General features: G+C 50.6%; 16 protein-coding genes and 1 pseudogene. 6 read left to right on the forward strand and 11 right to left on the reverse strand.

Annotated features, from left to right (window positions below; all coding sequences use genetic code 11):
- Nucleotides 1-45: 45 nt before the first annotated feature.
- A complete protein-coding gene (locus tag EIP93_RS12895) occupies nucleotides 46-1,680 on the reverse strand; it encodes an ABC transporter substrate-binding protein (RefSeq protein ID WP_103970827.1) in 1,635 nt (544 codons plus the stop codon).
- A gap of 383 nt (nucleotides 1,681-2,063) precedes the next feature.
- On the opposite strand from EIP93_RS12895, the pseudogene EIP93_RS12900 reads away from it, so the two are divergent.
- Nucleotides 2,064-2,192, forward strand: a pseudogene (locus EIP93_RS12900) (type IV secretion protein Rhs); the annotation flags it as partial.
- A gap of 35 nt (nucleotides 2,193-2,227) precedes the next feature.
- Complete coding sequence (locus EIP93_RS12905; RefSeq protein ID WP_103860491.1) at nucleotides 2,228-2,659, forward strand: putative T6SS immunity periplasmic lipoprotein; 432 nt, start codon at nucleotides 2,228-2,230, stop codon at nucleotides 2,657-2,659.
- A 73-nt stretch (nucleotides 2,660-2,732) separates the two neighbouring features.
- Here EIP93_RS12905 and acnA read toward each other — a convergent pair whose 3' ends face one another.
- The 3 genes from acnA to EIP93_RS12920 form a co-directional block, all read right to left on the reverse strand.
- Nucleotides 2,733-5,405, reverse strand: coding sequence for an aconitate hydratase AcnA (acnA, locus tag EIP93_RS12910; RefSeq protein WP_125232805.1), 2,673 nt, complete (start codon nucleotides 5,403-5,405; stop codon nucleotides 2,733-2,735).
- A 294-nt stretch (nucleotides 5,406-5,699) separates the two neighbouring features.
- Nucleotides 5,700-6,998: a dicarboxylate/amino acid:cation symporter gene (locus EIP93_RS12915; protein WP_105879734.1), complete on the reverse strand. Its 1,299-nt coding sequence runs from the start codon at nucleotides 6,996-6,998 to the stop codon at nucleotides 5,700-5,702.
- 479 nt (nucleotides 6,999-7,477) lie between these two features.
- Nucleotides 7,478-7,717, reverse strand: a complete 240-nt coding sequence (locus EIP93_RS12920) for a hypothetical protein (RefSeq protein WP_103940089.1) — start codon at nucleotides 7,715-7,717, stop codon at nucleotides 7,478-7,480.
- Between the two features lie 202 nt (nucleotides 7,718-7,919).
- On the opposite strand from EIP93_RS12920, the gene gstA reads away from it, so the two are divergent.
- On the forward strand, nucleotides 7,920-8,528 hold the full coding sequence (gene gstA, locus EIP93_RS12925) for a glutathione transferase GstA (RefSeq protein WP_107332741.1): 609 nt from the start codon (nucleotides 7,920-7,922) through the stop codon (nucleotides 8,526-8,528).
- 38 nt (nucleotides 8,529-8,566) lie between these two features.
- On the opposite strand, the gene pdxY is transcribed toward gstA, so the two are convergent.
- The 5 genes from pdxY to anmK all read right to left on the reverse strand — a co-directional run bounded on the left by pdxY (nucleotide 8,567) and on the right by anmK (nucleotide 13,341).
- Nucleotides 8,567-9,427, reverse strand: a complete 861-nt coding sequence (pdxY, locus tag EIP93_RS12930) for a pyridoxal kinase PdxY (RefSeq protein ID WP_044205042.1) — start codon at nucleotides 9,425-9,427, stop codon at nucleotides 8,567-8,569.
- An 84-nt stretch (nucleotides 9,428-9,511) separates the two neighbouring features.
- Nucleotides 9,512-10,789 (reverse strand): tyrosine--tRNA ligase, encoded by a 1,278-nt coding sequence (gene tyrS / locus EIP93_RS12935; protein WP_010302304.1) that lies wholly within the window; start codon nucleotides 10,787-10,789, stop codon nucleotides 9,512-9,514.
- A gap of 234 nt (nucleotides 10,790-11,023) precedes the next feature.
- Nucleotides 11,024-11,707: a pyridoxamine 5'-phosphate oxidase gene (gene pdxH / locus EIP93_RS12940; protein WP_039471966.1), complete on the reverse strand. Its 684-nt coding sequence runs from the start codon at nucleotides 11,705-11,707 to the stop codon at nucleotides 11,024-11,026.
- 107 nt (nucleotides 11,708-11,814) lie between these two features.
- Nucleotides 11,815-12,132 carry an MliC family protein gene (locus EIP93_RS12945; protein ID WP_125232806.1) on the reverse strand — a complete coding sequence of 106 codons (318 nt, stop codon included), beginning with the start codon at nucleotides 12,130-12,132 and terminating at the stop codon, nucleotides 11,815-11,817.
- Between the two features lie 96 nt (nucleotides 12,133-12,228).
- Complete coding sequence (gene anmK / locus EIP93_RS12950; protein WP_125232807.1) at nucleotides 12,229-13,341, reverse strand: anhydro-N-acetylmuramic acid kinase; 1,113 nt, start codon at nucleotides 13,339-13,341, stop codon at nucleotides 12,229-12,231.
- Between the two features lie 349 nt (nucleotides 13,342-13,690).
- On the opposite strand from anmK, the gene EIP93_RS12955 reads away from it, so the two are divergent.
- Nucleotides 13,691-14,158 (forward strand): outer membrane lipoprotein, encoded by a 468-nt coding sequence (locus EIP93_RS12955; RefSeq protein ID WP_005972534.1) that lies wholly within the window; start codon nucleotides 13,691-13,693, stop codon nucleotides 14,156-14,158.
- Nucleotides 14,159-14,289: 131 nt separating this feature from the next.
- Here the strand turns inward: EIP93_RS12955 and slyA are convergent, their stop codons facing one another.
- Together slyA and EIP93_RS12965 are read right to left on the reverse strand one after the other, a co-directional pair.
- Nucleotides 14,290-14,727: a transcriptional regulator SlyA gene (gene slyA / locus EIP93_RS12960; protein WP_010276609.1), complete on the reverse strand. Its 438-nt coding sequence runs from the start codon at nucleotides 14,725-14,727 to the stop codon at nucleotides 14,290-14,292.
- Nucleotides 14,728-14,955: 228 nt separating this feature from the next.
- A complete protein-coding gene (locus EIP93_RS12965) occupies nucleotides 14,956-15,195 on the reverse strand; it encodes a DUF1289 domain-containing protein (RefSeq protein ID WP_072012993.1) in 240 nt (79 codons plus the stop codon).
- 290 nt (nucleotides 15,196-15,485) lie between these two features.
- Here EIP93_RS12965 and gloA point away from each other — a divergent pair, with 290 nt between their 5' ends.
- Both gloA and rnt read left to right on the forward strand, forming a co-directional pair.
- Nucleotides 15,486-15,893 (forward strand): lactoylglutathione lyase, encoded by a 408-nt coding sequence (gene gloA / locus EIP93_RS12970; RefSeq protein WP_010276601.1) that lies wholly within the window; start codon nucleotides 15,486-15,488, stop codon nucleotides 15,891-15,893.
- 147 nt (nucleotides 15,894-16,040) lie between these two features.
- On the forward strand, nucleotides 16,041-16,712 hold the full coding sequence (gene rnt / locus EIP93_RS12975) for a ribonuclease T (protein WP_039279581.1): 672 nt from the start codon (nucleotides 16,041-16,043) through the stop codon (nucleotides 16,710-16,712).
- Nucleotides 16,713-16,764: the final 52 nt, after the last annotated feature.

Here is a 16,764-nt window from a genome sequence, read left to right on the forward strand (position 1 = left end):
CTTTCAATGCTGACAGCCGGTTTTTAACCGGCTGTTTTATTGGGATCAGTGCTTGAGGATATACATGTCTTGCGTGTAATAATCACCACGCACATTGGGAGAAAAACCGCCAATATAGGTCTTAACCATCTGTGGCTGAACATAGTAGTAGATGGGCAGTAATGGAACCGTGTTATCTAAAATATCCGAGGCCTGTTGATAAATCGCCTCTTTCTCCTGCTTATCCTTCACCGTCAGCGCTTTTTTCAACAACGCATCATATTGTGCATTACTGAATTTACCGTTGTTGTTGCTGTCATTCGTTTCCAGAGTATTCAAGAACGTACTGGCTTCGTTGTAATCCCCCGTCCAGGACTGTCTGACCACCTCGAAGTTACCGGTACGTACGGTATCCAGCATCGTTTTCCATTCCTGATTTTGCAGCGTCACTTCCAACCCAAGATTCTTCTTCCACATTGAACTGGCGGCAATCGCTACGCGTAAATGCGACTCGGAGGTGTTGTAAAGCAGGTTGAATTTCAGCGGATGTTTTTCATCAAACCCAGCCTCTTTCAACAGTTTCTTCGCTTCCTCATTACGCTGTTGCTGTGTCCAGTTTGCCCACTCAGGCTCCTTGCGCTGAAAGCCGCTTACATTTTTGGGAATCAAACTGTAAGCAGGCGTCTGCCCCATACCGAGTACGTTGTTTGCGATGATATTTTTATCCAAACTGAGATCCAGTGCGCGACGGACGCGTGGATCGTCAAAAGGGGCTTTTTTCATATTGAAGCGATAGAAATAGGTAGCCAGCAGCGGCGAGACTTTCACCTCCAGTGGATACTCTTTTTGCAATGATGCGAATTGAATCGGAGACAAGATGCCCGTGACATCTATTTCGCCGGATTTATAGCGATTCAACTCCGCCGCCTGCGAGCTGATTGGTAAATACGTCACTTTATTAATCACGGTATGCGCGTTATCCCAATACTGGCTATTGCGCTTGCCGACGATGCGTTCGTTAACCACCCATTCGCTCAGCGTATAAGGGCCGCTGCTGACAAAATTCCCGACCTGCGTCCAGTTATCAGGGTGTTTTTCGAGAACCGCTTTCGGCAAAGGGACCAGAATATGGTAAGCCGACATTTCCAGGAAATACGACAGCGGGTGTTCCAGCGTGACTTCAATCGTGTGACTATCCAAGGCTTTCACACCCAGCGAATCCGGCGCTTTCTTGCCCGCCAGAATATCCGCCGCGTTCTTCACATACATACTGGCAACGTAGGTGCCGTAAGGCGACAGCGTTTTAGGGTCGCTAAGGCGTCTCCAGCTGTAAACCACATCGTCAGCAGTAATCGGTGAACCATCGGACCATTTGGCATCAGGCCGCAGGTGGAATGTCCACACCGTATTGTCTTTATTATCCCAGCGCTCGGCCAATCGCGGCTGAATGGTGCCGTCATCGCCCACACGGACCAGATTATCGAAGAAGTCATTGATAATGTGGCCTTCGACATCGCTTTCCACCTTATGCGGGTCCAATGAGGCAGGTTCTGACCCATTGCCTCGCACCAGCTCTTGCTTTTCCGCCAGCGCCGTCCCAGCAGGGACCTGTGCCGCAAAAGCCGATGTCATCGCCCCTGTTGTACACAGCGTGAGTAGCAGCAGCGAATGTTTAAAGCGTTTTTTGATCAACTCATTCATATAACCTCCTGTTATATCTCTGTCATCCTTCAAGCTACATTGGCAAGAGTGCCTCGCTCGTCTCGTCTGGGGCTTGCTCATGGAAAGTCCACGCGGCACCGAGTAAAGACGACGGCGTGTTGTCTTGCAACCTGAACGATGAGGACATGGCTGGGCAATAATTTTTACTTATTCCCCATGTAGTTAGCATCACTACAACATAACCATAATTCGCCTGAGGATACGAGAGTTTAATGTGGGAAAACGTGCGCTGGTGCATCAGGGTTAATGTATCTTTCTTAGCCGTCTGGAATGAACGTTACACTGCTGGGATTAACGCTTCATTTTTAACCGTCAATAGTCCAAGCTATAAGCCTACGTAGCGATAACAAATGGAGATTGTTATGGATAATCAAAAAGAAGGGAGCTTGCGATTGCTTACGTCTGGTGAAATCAGGCTGGCTAAATCTATTTTTGGTGATTCAATCCACTACCACAAAGTTTGGATTCATCACGGCAGTTACCTTCCTTATCAAAAAACCATGCAGTTCTTTCCCTGGAATTAACGATGACATTTACTGCAAAATTGTCTGCGTTTCTGCTTATAGTGACGAGTTTTCTTCTTGTCGGTTGCCCCGGTTCGGGTGATCGCTTGAAGCCAGACGAATTGACATCAGTCAGACAAGTGGGAAGCGATCTCTGCTTTTTAGTTAGCGATGCTCAGGATTACCAACCCACTCTTATTGCGATTAGCACAAGAGCCGCTCAGCCACAGGAATGGACGCTGTATGAAAATCCCAGCGTAGTCGTTACACAGGGCGAACTGTGCATTCCTCCTTCTTTTTACCGCTTTTTAGACGACAGCACATACGTCGTCAGGTATATCCTGCAATCGAAAAAATACGGTGATTTACGAAGAAGCGTCGTGTCTGCGATAGCGTTTACCAACGGCAGTGTCCGAAGCGTACCGCTTAGAAAGGATGAAGCCGCTTATTATTGATGTACCCGCTATATTTCGAATTGAGTGAATCCACCGAGAGCAGGCTTTCTGCCCTCGGTGGCGAGACATAAAATTACAGCATATTGCGGATAACGTAGTGCAGAATGCCGTCGTTCTGGTAGTAGGTCAGTTCGTTGCGGGTGTCGATGCGGCAGCGGGTCTTGATCGTCTGCGTATTGCCATCAGCATCAGTGATATTCACCTCGACCGTTGCCCCCGGCGTCAGCTGATTTAATCCCGTAATCGAAATCTGCTCGTCACCAGTTAATTGCAGCGTTTTACGCGTCACACCATCGGGAAATTCCAGCGGCAGAATCCCCATCCCGATCAGGTTAGAACGGTGAATACGTTCGAACGATTCAGCAATCACCACGCGAACACCCAGCAAGCGCGGGCCTTTTGCTGCCCAGTCACGGCTGGAGCCGGAGCCGTATTCTTTCCCGGCAAACAGCGCCAGCGGGACATTGTCGTCCTTATAGCGCATCGCCGCGTCATAGATCGTCATCTCATTCTGCGACGGGATATGACGGGTATAGCCACCCTCTTTACCCGGCACCATTTCATTACGGATACGGATGTTGGCAAACGTCCCACGCATCATCACTTCGTGATTACCGCGCCGTGAACCGTAAGAGTTGAACTCCGCCGTTTCGACGCCGCGCTCCAGCAAATATTTTCCTGCCGGGCTATCGCGCTTGATGTTGCCTGCTGGTGAGATATGGTCAGTTGTCACCGAATCGCCCAGCATCGCCAGAATGCGCGCGTTGTGGATATCCTGAACTGGCTCAGGTTCTTTCCCCATATCCAGGAAGAAAGGCGTCTGGCGGATATAGGTCGATTCTTCCGGCCATTGATAGGTAGGATTGTCGTCGACCTCAATATCTTGCCACTCCTGCGTGCCTTCAAACACGGCGGCATACTGTTTGTGGAACATTCCCGCGCTGACGTTCAATACCGCATCCGCCACCGCTTTAGTCGACGGCCAGATATCTTTCAGGTAGACGGCTTTCCCATCACGATCTTCACCCAGCGGTTCTTGCGTCAGATCGACGTTCATATTCCCTGCCAACGCGTACGCGACCACCAGCGGCGGTGACGCCAGCCAGTTCGTCTTCACCAGCGGATGAATACGGCCTTCAAAGTTGCGGTTGCCTGACAGCACGGCCCCGACTGTCAGATCGCCTTCTTTTATCGCCGCTTCAATCGCATCCGGCAGCGGGCCGGAGTTACCGATACAGGTAGTACAGCCGTAGCCCACCAGATTGAATCCCAGTTCGTCGAGGAACGGCGTCAATCCCGCTTTATCATAGTAATCGGTTACGACCCGCGAGCCCGGTGCCAGCGAGGTCTTAACCCACGGCTTGGTTTTCAGACCGCGCTCAACGGCATTTTTTGCCAGCAGCCCGGCCGTCATCAGCACGCTCGGGTTGGAGGTATTGGTGCAGGAAGTAATCGCGGCGATCACGACGGCCCCCTGCTGTAAACGATGCGTCTCGCCTTCCAGCGTGAATTCTTCATAGTCAGAACGGTTCTTCACCGTGCTGACTTCCAGCTCCCGGCTGGCTTTAAAGGCTTCTGGCACGCCCGCTAAAGGCACACGATCCTGTGGGCGTTTCGGCCCTGCCAGACTGGTTTCCACCGTCGCCAAATCCAGCGCAAGCTGGCTGGTAAATACCGGTTCATCACCCGCATTACGCCACAGCCCCTGCTGCTTACTGTAGGCTTCCACCAGCGCAATTTGTTCTTCCGCACGGTTGGTCAAGCGCATGTAATCCAGCGTAATTTGGTCGATAGGGAAGAAGCCACAGGTCGCACCATATTCCGGTGCCATATTGGCGATGGTCGCGCGATCCGCCAGCGGCAACGAATCCAGCCCATCACCGTAAAATTCCACAAATTTGCCGACCACGCCGTGTTTACGCAGCATCTGCGTGACCGTCAGGACCAGATCGGTTGCCGTGATCCCTTCGCGCATCTTGCCGCTTAGCTTGACGCCGACCACATCAGGGATCAGCATCGAAACAGGCTGCCCCAGCATCGCTGCCTCAGCCTCTATCCCGCCGACGCCCCAGCCGAGCACGCCTAAACCGTTAATCATCGTGGTATGCGAATCGGTTCCTACCAGCGTATCAGGATAAGCAAACTGCTTGTCGCCCTGCTTTTCGTACCAGATGGCCTTGGCGAGATACTCCAGATTCACCTGATGGCAAATCCCGGTTCCCGGCGGCACGACGCTGAAGTAGCTAAAAGCATTTTGTCCCCAGCGCAAAAACTCATAACGCTCACGGTTACGCGCCATTTCGAGCTGCGTGTTATTTGTGAGCGCCTGACGATCGCCGAAGTGGTCAACCGTCACCGAGTGGTCGATAACCAGATCGACCGGCGACAGCGGGTTAACCTTATTCACATCGCCGCCCAGTCGTTTCACCGCCGCTCGCATTGCCGCCAGATCGACCACGGCAGGCACGCCGGTAAAGTCCTGCATCAACACACGCGCGGGACGATAGGCAATTTCCCGGTCAACGTGACCCGTTTTCAGCCAGTCCACGACCGCCTGAAGATCGTCCTGCTCTACCGTGTCGCCGTCCTGATGACGCAATAAATTCTCCAACAGCACCTTGAGCGATTTCGGTAATTTATCGATGTTGCCAAGCGTTTTCGCCGCCTTCGGCAGGCTGTAATAATGGTAAATCTGCTTCTGTACCGTCAGTGTGTCCAGACAAGTGTCGCGAAGGTGTGATGACATGCTTCCTCCCAAATGAACTTGTTTTTCGGGTATGTTCGTTATTCTGCATCGGGCGATTAATCAATAACCAGCCTGAGCTTACGGTCTTATTTAAAGATAACACAAACAAAAAATAACGTTTTTGCAACAAGACGATATGAACGCAGCGATAGCCGTTAGCTATTGAAAAGAGGCAAGTCAGAATAAACGCGAGTGGAATGGAAAACAGTCACGGTAACGTATGGCAGAGAGCGAGGAGAGGAAAGAAAAACGGCCCGAAGGCCGTCTGTCTCAGTGCATTAACCTGACGTTAATTTAGACATTTCCAGTTGCCATCACGGGTGCTTCTTCGTCGGCATGGTCTTGCTCTTCCAGGTCATGGTTTCGTTCCAGTTTGGCAACAACCGCGGTCGCCATACCGTTACCAATCACATTGGTCGCCGTGCGGCCCATGTCCAGGAACTGATCGATACCAATAATCAGCAAAATGCCCGCTTCGGGTAAGCTGAACATCGGCAAGGTGGCGGCTACCACCACGACCGCGGCACGCGCCACGCCAGCCATACCTTTACTGGTGATCATCAGCGTCAGCAGAATTAAGGTCTGCTGCGTCAGGCTAAGGTGAATATTGTAAGCCTGTGCGATAAAGAGAATGGCAAAAGCCTGATAGATCATGGAGCCGACAAGGTTAAAGGAATACCCCAACGGGAGTACAAAGCTGGTGATTTTTTTGGGAACGCCAAATTCGCTCAGCGCTTCCATCGTTTTCGGGTAAGCCGCTTCGCTACTGGCGGTGGCAAATGCCAGCATACTGGGTTCGCGCAGCAGTTTGATCAGGCCCCAGGTTGCTTTCTTACCGAGGAACATCGCCCCAGCACCGAACATGAGCCCCCATAGCAGCGCCAGCCCAAGGTAAAACTCGCCAATGACCTTGCCAAAGTCGAGGAGCAGCCCTAGGCCTTCGGTCGTAATAGAAGACGCCAGCGAGGAAAATACCGCCAGAGGCGCTAACCGCATGACATAGTCTGTCACCCGGAACATCACTTTCGCCAGTTCCTCTATCATCGATTCCATCGTGACAGCATGTTTATTCTGGCCTTTCACAAAAGCCAGCGCGGAACCGAAGAACATGGAGAACACCAAGATCTGTAATATTTCATTATTCGCCATCGCTTCGACAATGCTGCGTGGGAATATATGAGCAATGAAGCTTTTCAGTGTAAATCCACCGGTACTTACACCCGTCTCTACCGCTATTGGCGTACTTGGAATAGCGAGATTCATTCCAACGCCTGGCTCGAAGATGTTTGCTAACATCATGCCAATAAAAAGGGAAACCACAGAAGAACAAATAAACCATACCATCGCCTTCAGCCCTATTCGGCCGACGGAAGAAGAGTTCCCCATGCTAGCAAGACCAGAGACCAGCGTTGCAAATACCAATGGTGCAATAATCATTTTTATCAGGCGAAGAAAAACATCGGTCACTAAATTAAAGTAGGATACGACCTCTTTGGCTTCCTGCGCCGTTAATAAAGCATGACAGGCCCCGCCGACAATAATCCCGAGAAGAATAGCCAAGGCTATAAAAAACAATAACCTGTTCTTTTTCATAGTAACCTCATGATAATAAATAGAATCAGACAATACACATTATTAGCAAACATGAGCCACCTAACACACTGGCATGGCTTATCCGATTTTTGTCAGCGTATTATCTGTGTCTTGATGTGATGATAATAATTACTCGGGAAGCGTATTGATTTTTCCATCACTGATAGAAAAAATGTCGACGAGACGTAACGTATAGTTGGAAATATCGCTATTCATTAATATTGCGCACGCTCTACGGAAACCTTTTGACATAACTACTCCTCCTTTATTACATGCAATAAATAAAGGGGTAGTATAATCAACTTCACTTTGAAATAGTTCCCCTTCATACCTTTTCCTATTTTTTATTTTAAATATCCATTAGACGCTAACCATGGGGGAATAACTTAAATCGACGGTATCATGAAAAATACGAAATCAGTCACTAATGAAATTTTTCTTATCAAGAGATTTAGTAATGATTAATTAACCGCTATAAATCATGCGTCGAAAAACATCTCCCACGCGGCTGATTTCACCGTATTGGCTTCAAAAATTAACAGCATCATTTTATTTGACGCTTCCACCCTGACCTCTCCTCTTTCCCATCTGCCTATCGCGTTCTTGCCAACCCAGAAGTCGCCTTCATAACCCATAGCGCAGCTGTTTTCGCCCCAGTCAAAAGCGGCATGTGTCACACGCGATACGGCTTTATCGATCGTCTTCGTTAAAATCAGCAAGATCGCCCCAGAATGACGTATGAAAATTTGGTTTTACGCCGCAAAAATCGCCAAAATTTCACGCGAAAATCATACATAAGGAGTATTTTGCAAGAGGCCTCACACTCTCCCGTTACGTTTTGTTGTAAAAAAACGACATGTCGTTATTCAACAATCATCAGCGCATGTGTTGGTGGAAAAATAATAATAGGAAGGGGTTTCCATGAAACTGTTTTACAAAGCTGAAAGCAGTTCTCTTTTTACACACATTGTTTTGATTGAATCCAAGCTGGAATTCAAGCTGGAGAAGGTCAATCTGAGCACGAAAAAGACAGAGCGTGGAACCGACTATACGTTCATCAACCCGAAAGGGATGGTGCCAGCGTTAGAGCTGGATGATGGGTCTGTCCTGACTGAAGGCGTCGCTATCGCTGAGTACATTGCCGATCTGGTTCCGCACTGTAACCTTATCGCCCCTACCGGCAGTATGGCGCGCTACCATACGCTCGAATGGCTGAATTACATCTCTGCTGAGCTGCACAAAACGTTTACGCCGCTCTTCCGTCCTGGTACGCCGGAAACGTATAAAGAGCTGCTGATGGAGTATTTGCAGGTCAAATTCCGTTATATCAATCTGGTGTTAAGTGAACAGAACTATCTGGTCGCCAACCGCTTCAGTATCGCCGATGCGTATTTGTTTACCGTGATGCGCTGGGCGCAGTCGCTAAAACTGGATATGTTCCGCTACCCTGCGCTGGCGGCTTACCTCGACCACATTGCCGAGCGCCCTTCCGTCGTTACCGCGCTTAAGGTTGAAAGGTTGAAAGGTTAACATGCAATAACGCCCCGAATTTCGGGGCGTTATACGTTTTACGACAGGCGAATCGCCTGGAAGTGATGACGCGGATTGGCAATCCCATCCTGAGCTGCAACCAACTGTAGCTCATATTCATTCATCTCTTTCGTCACCAGCATGACTTCATAGACCGCCGCCGTGGTGTGCTCCAAGGCTTTATCCAACGCCACGCCCTTCAGCAAGTTCACCAGCAGTAATCCACTGGTCAAATCGCCCACACCGACAGGTTGACGTTCAAACTCTACCAGCGGGCGGCTGATGTGCCAGGCATCCGTCGGCGTCACCAGCAGCATTTCAAAGCTGTCTTCACGCGTGGCCGCTCGGCTAAGGTGCTTCACCAGAACGATTTTTGGCCCTTTTTCACACAGGGCACGCGCAGTCTCCACGGCTTCTGCCACGTTATGCACGGTACGACCACCCAGCAGTTCCAGTTCAGGCAGATTCGGCGCGATAATGTCGGCCGCTAGCAGCGACTGCTGGCAGTGGAAATCAGACACACCGGGCGCGACGATACAGCCTTTCTCCGGCGTACCCATCACGGGATCGCAGAAGTACAGCGCATCAGGGTTGGCCGCTTTCACCTGACGAACAATACCCAGAATATGTTCCCCTTGCTCGGCGGAACCGATATAGCCGCTCAATACCGCATTACAGGTCTTCAGTTTGTCGATGTTCGCAATTCCCTGCACCACGTCGGTCAGGTGGCTGGCTGGCATCACACACCCCGTCCAGTGACCGTATTGGGTATGGTTCGAAAACTGCACCGTATTCAACGGCCAAACGTTTGCGCCCATCCGACGCATCGGAAACTCTGCCGCACTGTTACCAGCATGACCAAAAACGACATGTGACTGGATGGAAAGTATGTTTTTCATTAGATATGACTCAAATCCTTGCCAGCGCCTGTGCGCCTCAACTTACAAGAAGAAAGGGAGCTCGCGCTCCCTTATCGGTGATGCTTATGCTTTCCAGCAGATCAGGCAGTAGTGCTTTTTGCCGCGACGCAGCAAGGTGTAGCGATCAAACAGACGGTCAGAATCGCTGAAGGTGTATTCAGGATCGGCCTGTTTTTCGCCGTTAATGGTTACCGCATTCGAAGCGATCATCGTACGGGCCTGACCGCGTGACGGTACTAGCTCAGCACTGACCAGCGCCTGTTGTAAATCAGCACCGTTTTCCAGTTCGATAATCGGCATACCATCCTGCGCCAGCTGCGCAAAATCGTCCTGCGTCATATCCTGCAATGCGCCAGAGAACAGGCTTTGTGTAATACGACGAGCCGCTTCCAGACCCGCTTCACCGTGAACCATACGGGTCACTTCTTCCGCCAGCACATACTGCGCGCGTGGAGCTTTGCCGCTGTTTTTGTCTTCTTCTTCCAACGCATCGATGTCTTCGAGGCTCATGAACGTGAAGAATTTCAGGAAGCGGTACACATCGGCATCTGCCGTGTTGATCCAGAATTGGTAGAATTTGTAAGGACTGGTCTTGCTGGCATCTAACCAGATTGCGCCGCCTTCCGTTTTACCGAACTTCGTCCCATCAGATTTGGTGATCAGCGGCACGGTCAAACCGTAAACCTGTTTCTGGTTCATGCGGCGCGTCAAGTCGATACCAGACGTGATGTTGCCCCACTGGTCAGAACCACCGATTTGCAGCTCGACATCATGCTGCTTATTCAGCGAGGCGAAGTCGTATCCCTGCAATAGGTTGTAAGAAAACTCGGTGAACGAAATACCGACGTCATCGCGGTTTAAACGCTGTTTGACGGCTTCTTTGCTAATCATCTGATTAACGGAGAAGTGTTTGCCGATATCACGCAGGAAATCCAGCACGTTCATATTGCCGAACCAATCGTAGTTATTGGCGGCGATCGCGCTGTTTTTGCCGCAGTCAAAATCCAGGAATGGAGAAACCTGACGACGAATTTTCTCTACCCACTCACCCACGGTTTCAGCCGTGTTCAGCTTACGCTCGGTGGCTTTAAAGCTTGGGTCACCGATCAGCCCCGTGGCACCGCCAACCAGCGCAACCGGCTTGTGGCCAGACAGTTGGAAACGTTTCAGGCAGAGCAGCGGCACCAGATGCCCCAAATGCAAGCTATCAGCGGTGGGATCAAAACCGCAATACAGTGCAATTGGCCCTTGCGCCAGCCGCTCTGCTAACGCTTCCTCATCCGTCACCTGGGCAATCAAGCCCCGCTCTTGCAATTGTTTAATCAGGTTACTACTCGCCATCGATAACTCCATTTTTATAAAAATAGGCCGTTACGTTCCCATTGGGTTTACGCACAATGCCGTGAGAGATGCGCAGCATACCTGTCTGCTGTCGCATGATAATTTCGCTGCTGCATGACGTTACGCAACCGACTATGAACGCCATATCGCCGCGCAATGCCCAGTCAACGCGAAACCTCATAGGATAAAGTGCTGATGATAGGAGCGCCAGCGTTTAACACGGATATTTCGCGATTAAGGCGCTAAACGATCGATCTGCCAGCCCTCGTCCTGCCGCTGGTAGAAAAATCGGTCATGCAAGCGGTGTTCGCCGCCCTGCCAAAACTCAACAGAATCGATAACGACGCGGAAGCCACCCCAGAAGCTGGGCAAAGGTACCTCACCATTCTGGAATTTTTGCTTCAATTCCAAAAATTTGCTTTCCAGCACGCCACGCGCTGAAATCCGGCTGGACTGCTTTGATACCCACGCGCCAATCTGGCTGTCTTTCGGGCGGCTGTGAAAATATTTCAGCACCTCAAGCGCTGGCAGCTTCTCTACGCGTCCCAGCACGATTACCTGCCGCTCCAGCATATGCCAAGGGAACAGCAGGCTGATGCGTGGATTGTTTTCCAGATGATGGGCTTTGCGGCTGCCCATATTGGTATAAAACACCATGCCTTTCTCATCATAGTGTTTCAGCAGAACGATACGCTGGTAAGGCTGCCCGTGCTCATCAACGGTCGCGACGGACATCGCGGTAGGATCGGCCAGTTTTGCGTCGCAGGCCTGCTTCAGCCAGCGTTCAAATAAATCCAGCGGGTTCGCGGGAAGATCGCTACGGCGAAGCCCGCCACGCGTGTATTCACGGCGGATGTCAGCAATATCGGCGGGTTGAATAAGAGGAGAACCGTCAGAAGGGGAGCGTTCCTGAGTCATAATATCCTGCTGTCGCAATGTCGGGCCAGAAGCGGGCGAAAATCCCATTTTGCTCCCGTACCCGAAAAATCGCAATCAGCAGCGACACCACTAGCATGCGGCATCAGTTACATCGGAGCCAACACACAGTCGTCTATGATAACTCGTTCACCCCGTTGGATAAATGCATGATCGCCTTTGCTCCAGAATGTGTAGGTGTCATTGCTGTACCTGACGCCAGAAGCGGATACCACTTGAGGGAGTGTGAGACGTTCACCGTCCAGCAGGAAACTCACCTGCGAAGTCGCTTCACCGCCCTGCTGTAGCGTCACGGTTAGCGGCATGGTGCCGCACTGATAATGCAGCGTTTCCACCGTCTGTTTATGGCCAAAATAGCTGCATCCGCTCAGCAGAATCAGCGCTGTCCCCGTCAGCAATCGTTTCATTTTTTCTCCTGTCATTCTTGTCGATGGCGGCAACTGGCGCTGCCGCTCATTTAAGTTTAACAAGAGGATAACCATGAACCTCTCGGCAAAATCTGATTAATCCGCGTTGACCAGATAAATCGCGCCTAACACCGTTTCCTGACTCGCCCCCGTGACGGACGGCAGATTGCCCGGCAGCCCTGATAGCGTGCGAGAAGCCAGCCAGGCAAACGCCAGCGCTTCCATATCATCGCCACTCACGCCGCATTCATCCGTCGTGCTGACTTCGATACCCGGCAGCAGCGCCGAGAGACGCGCCATGATGAGCGGATTACGTGCGCCACCGCCACAAACCAGTAAGCGTTCGCATCCACCGACCAACAGCGCCTGTTCAGCAATGCTCATAGCCGTTAACTCAACCAGCGTCGCTTGAACATCCTGCGGCGCTATCGGCGGCAGGCCAGCCAGCATTCTTTCCAGCCAGCCCAGATTGAAATACTCACGTCCGGTACTTTTGGGCGCTCGCAACGCAAAATAAGGATCGGTCAACATTCGGCGTAGCAATAGCGGATTTATCTGACCGCTCATCGCCCACACGGCGTCTTTATCATACGGTTGCGCGCAGTGCCGCCAGATCCAAGCATCCAACAACATATTCCCGGGCCCCGTGTCGTAACCGCGCACGGGCGCACCCGGCACCAGCAGCGATAGATTGGCGATGCCACCGATGTTGAGCACGATACGTCGTTCGACAGGATGCAATAGCAACGCATGGTGGAACGATGGCACCAGCGGGGCGCCCTGCCCGCCATAAGCCAAATCGCGGCGGCGAAAATCCCCTACGGTCGTGATGCCAGTCAAGGCAGCAACGCGGTTATTATCGCCGATCTGCAACGTACAAGGCGCATCGCCCGTGGGCTCATGCCAGACCGTCTGCCCGTGGCAGCCAATCGCGGTAATATCCTGAGCCCTCAATTCCGTCTCTTTAAGCAACGTCAGCACAGCTTCGGCAAACAAGATGCCCAGACGTGTATCCAACTGCCCCAGCGCCGACAGCGTCACCGCCTGCCCCTGACACATCCCCAGGATGGCCATTTTGATATCCTGCGGTATCGGGTGACAGTAGCTGGCCTGCTGAGCAACCGTATGTTCGTCAATCGCGGCTAGCACAACATCCACACCATCAAGGCTGGTGCCGGACATTACGCCAATATATCTGCCTGATCTCATTATATAGCCTTTGCCCCTGTGGGATAAAAAGAGAACACCGATAACAACCGTTACGTCGAGAATAAAAGTAGCACGTTAACACGCTGAATTATTAAATTTTTTACGTTTTTGCCACACGGGTTAGGTTTTAACCAAATAGGGATTTTTGATAATATTTGCTACAAAAAAAGCCCTTTCTCGTACTATTTACTGCTCTGTTTATACGCAATTTAAGCGCACTATTATATTCTGAAAAAAAGAGTAAAAAGAGTGGCATACTACACTGAGCCAGACCATAATTTATTGGTATAACACTGCGTCGGCCGAGGCTGAGCCAGCCCGACATATTCGCAATTAAGGAGTTTGTATTATGATGAAGCGTTTACTTGTGGTTACCCTTGCTGGTATCACGCTGGCTGGTTGTGCTAATACCAGTACGCTTTCAGGTGATGTTTACAGCGCCTCCGAAGCTAAGCAGGTACAAACCGTGACCTACGGTACGATTGTTTCTATGCGTCCGGTTCAAATTCAGGCGGGAGAAGATTCTAACGTGATCGGCGCGCTGGGCGGTGCTGTTCTGGGTGGTTTCCTGGGCAACACTATCGGCGGCGGTTCCGGTCGTAGTCTAGCGACAGCAGCTGGCGCAGTAGCCGGTGGTGTAGCGGGACAAAGCGCCACGGGTGCGCTGAACCGCACACAGGGCGTAGAATTGGAAATTCGCCGTGATGATGGCAGTACCATTATGGTGGTACAGAAACAAGGCGATACGAAATTCAGCGCAGGTCAACGCGTTGCCATGGCCAGCAATGGCCGCAGTATTACCGTTTCCCCACGCTAATGCTGTGTGACGATCGCCATTCTCCGCGGCGATCGTCACAACGAATAATCAACTCCCGGAATAAATAACCAATAATCAGTACTGGTGATATTACCGGGATTTAATTCTCCCTCTGCGTAACCCAAATTTAGCTACGCTTGATTTTCATGTAATGCCAATATATTTTTCTCAAGACGCGAAACCAGCAGCGCTAATTCATCAACCTGCTCCGGCGTAATTCCAAATAATACTTCACTACGTGTATGGCTAATTACACCATTGACTGCCTGTATGATTGGTTCTGCTGATTCGGTCAGCATAATACGTTTTGCCCGACGATCGTGCGCACAAACGTGGCGAGTGATTAACCCTTTTTCCTCAAGCTGATCCAGTGTTCGGACTAATGAGGGTTGCTCAATACCTATCGCTTTGGCAAGTTGAATCTGCGACTGCCCAGGGGGTAGATGGTATATGTTATGCAACGTGACCCAATGCGTCTGAGTCAGTTCAAGTGGTTTTAATCGATGATCGACCAGCGCACGCCATACGCGCACCAGACGGGCTAAATCAGATCCTAATGGCAATTCCATCACCTCTCCTTATTGTTAGCACGCTAAGTTATATCCCTGGATTGCAATCAACTCTGATTTATAAGAATAAAAAATGACTTTATTGTTGTAAAAATAGCTCCATCATGGAATGGATTCTATCAAATAAAAGTCTTTTAAAAATGATCTCAGGCTTATTTTATTCAATCGAACGCTCCTGCGTTGCTTAAACAAAATTTCACGTAAATAGATCATCTAAGACAAGATAACTTAAAACAACGATGGCTGACGGGACTCTGCCGGTGTATCGGATTTCTCTGAACGCTGTGAGCGTTTCATTCTCTGCCGACACAAACGCAGCACATCCTGTTTCTGCGCATCACTCATTTGGCCCCAACTAAAGCGCTCATTACGACTGCGAAAGCAACCGCGACAATATCCGCCTTCATCCGCCTGACAAATACCACGACATGGATTAGGGACAACAAAGAGTTCAAGTTGCTCTGGCACAACACCTCCTGCGACAACTCTATTTATTGAAGCCCTGTTCTTTACCGCTGGCAAGCCCAAACGGACAGTCACAATGAAAATAATTAGGTAACCATTGTAATAACTGACGATTTTTTTTACACATCAGGCAGTCTAAAAGTGACCCAACGCGCTATTTACCCCTCCTGATAGTACGTTTTAACACAAACCTCACCGTAGTGTCGCATTTTTAGCATCATCCCAACAGCTTGGACTCGGTAGAGCCACAACGCTATACTTTCCTCTTTGTTGCACTTTTTAACGAGGACACTATGCGCTTACTTCACACCATGCTGCGTGTTGGCGATTTACAACGTTCTATCGATTTCTATACCCAAATCCTAGGTATGCGCGTGCTGCGCACCAGCGAGAATACCGAATACAAATACACGTTGGCTTTCGTCGGTTATACCGAAGAGAGCGAAGGTGCGGTTATCGAACTGACCTACAACTGGGGCGTCGACAGCTATGATCTGGGCAACGCCTATGGTCATATCGCATTGGGCGTTGACGATGTTGCCGCAACCTGTGAGCGAATCCGCAAAGCGGGTGGCAATGTAACGCGCGAAGCGGGCCCGGTTAAAGGCGGCACAACCGTGATCGCGTTCATCGAAGATCCAGACGGTTATAAAATCGAATTGATCGAGAACGCCCACGCCGGCAACGGCATCGGTCACTAATTCTCCCGCATTCTACAGGTGCTGCATCGGCACCTGTTCTTCCCCTTCTTCTGCTACCTCCGCTGTTTGAAACCACAACGGCATGCTGCATCTCCAGTCAAAATTTGCAATAATGCGCGCTGCGTTTTGCTAACAATTAAGAGAAAAATGGCTGATAAAAGTGATCTGAACGCCCTGAGCGGCCGTTTTCGTGGGTTTTACCCGGTAGTGATTGATGTTGAAACCGCCGGATTTAATGCGAAAACCGATGCCTTGCTGGAAGTTGCGGCGGTAACATTAAAAATGGATCAAGACGGTTGGTTACAGCCAGATGAAACGCTACATTTTCATGTCGAACCATTTGAGGGTGCGATTCTGGAACCCGCCGCACTGGCGTTTAACGGCATTGACCCTACCAATCCGCTGCGTGGCGCAGTGAGCGAATATGACGCGCTGCATGAAATTTTCAAAGTCGTGCGTAAAGGGATCAAAGATCAGGGCTGCAACCGCGCGATTATCGTGGCGCATAATGCCACATTCGATCATAGCTTTATGGCCGCAGCAGCGGAGCGCTGTAGCCTGAAACGTAATCCGTTCCATCCTTTCGCCACTTTCGATACCGCAGCACTTAGCGGGCTGGTGTTAGGCCAAACGGTTCTTGCTAAAGCCTGTATTACCGCAGGAATAGCGTTTGACTCCAGTCAGGCGCACTCCGCGCTGTATGACACCAACCAGACCGCATTGCTGTTCTGTGAGTTGGTGAACCGCTGGAAACGTCTGGGCGGATGGCCGATTGCACTGGAAGAAAATTCGCTGGAAGACGCCTCAGCCGAAGACTGAAAAGATTGAGATCAAAAAAACGGGTGCCATAAAAGCACCCGTTTGAAGGATT

Origin of the sequence: Pectobacterium versatile, assembly GCF_003932035.1 — a bacterium.
In the GTDB taxonomy this organism is placed as follows: Bacteria; Pseudomonadota; Gammaproteobacteria; order Enterobacterales; family Enterobacteriaceae; genus Pectobacterium; species Pectobacterium versatile.

Bases quoted from the DNA above. Each gene is read 5' to 3' on its own strand.
- anmK (WP_125232807.1), bottom strand. From the start codon at position 13,341: ATGAGATCAGGCAGATATATTGGCGTAATGTCCGGCACCAGCCTTGAT.
- tyrS (WP_010302304.1), bottom strand. From the start codon at position 10,789: ATGGCGAGTAGTAACCTGATTAAACAATTGCAAGAGCGGGGCTTGATT.
- acnA (WP_125232805.1), bottom strand. From the start codon at position 5,405: ATGTCATCACACCTTCGCGACACTTGTCTGGACACACTGACGGTACAG.
- EIP93_RS12955 (WP_005972534.1), top strand. From the start codon at position 13,691: ATGATGAAGCGTTTACTTGTGGTTACCCTTGCTGGTATCACGCTGGCT.
- gstA (WP_107332741.1), top strand. From the start codon at position 7,920: ATGAAACTGTTTTACAAAGCTGAAAGCAGTTCTCTTTTTACACACATT.
- pdxH (WP_039471966.1), bottom strand. From the start codon at position 11,707: ATGACTCAGGAACGCTCCCCTTCTGACGGTTCTCCTCTTATTCAACCC.
- EIP93_RS12915 (WP_105879734.1), bottom strand. From the start codon at position 6,998: ATGAAAAAGAACAGGTTATTGTTTTTTATAGCCTTGGCTATTCTTCTC.
- gloA (WP_010276601.1), top strand. From the start codon at position 15,486: ATGCGCTTACTTCACACCATGCTGCGTGTTGGCGATTTACAACGTTCT.
- pdxY (WP_044205042.1), bottom strand. From the start codon at position 9,427: ATGAAAAACATACTTTCCATCCAGTCACATGTCGTTTTTGGTCATGCT.
- slyA (WP_010276609.1), bottom strand. From the start codon at position 14,727: ATGGAATTGCCATTAGGATCTGATTTAGCCCGTCTGGTGCGCGTATGG.
- rnt (WP_039279581.1), top strand. From the start codon at position 16,041: ATGGCTGATAAAAGTGATCTGAACGCCCTGAGCGGCCGTTTTCGTGGG.
- EIP93_RS12895 (WP_103970827.1), bottom strand. From the start codon at position 1,680: ATGAATGAGTTGATCAAAAAACGCTTTAAACATTCGCTGCTGCTACTC.
- EIP93_RS12905 (WP_103860491.1), top strand. From the start codon at position 2,228: ATGACATTTACTGCAAAATTGTCTGCGTTTCTGCTTATAGTGACGAGT.
- EIP93_RS12945 (WP_125232806.1), bottom strand. From the start codon at position 12,132: ATGAAACGATTGCTGACGGGGACAGCGCTGATTCTGCTGAGCGGATGC.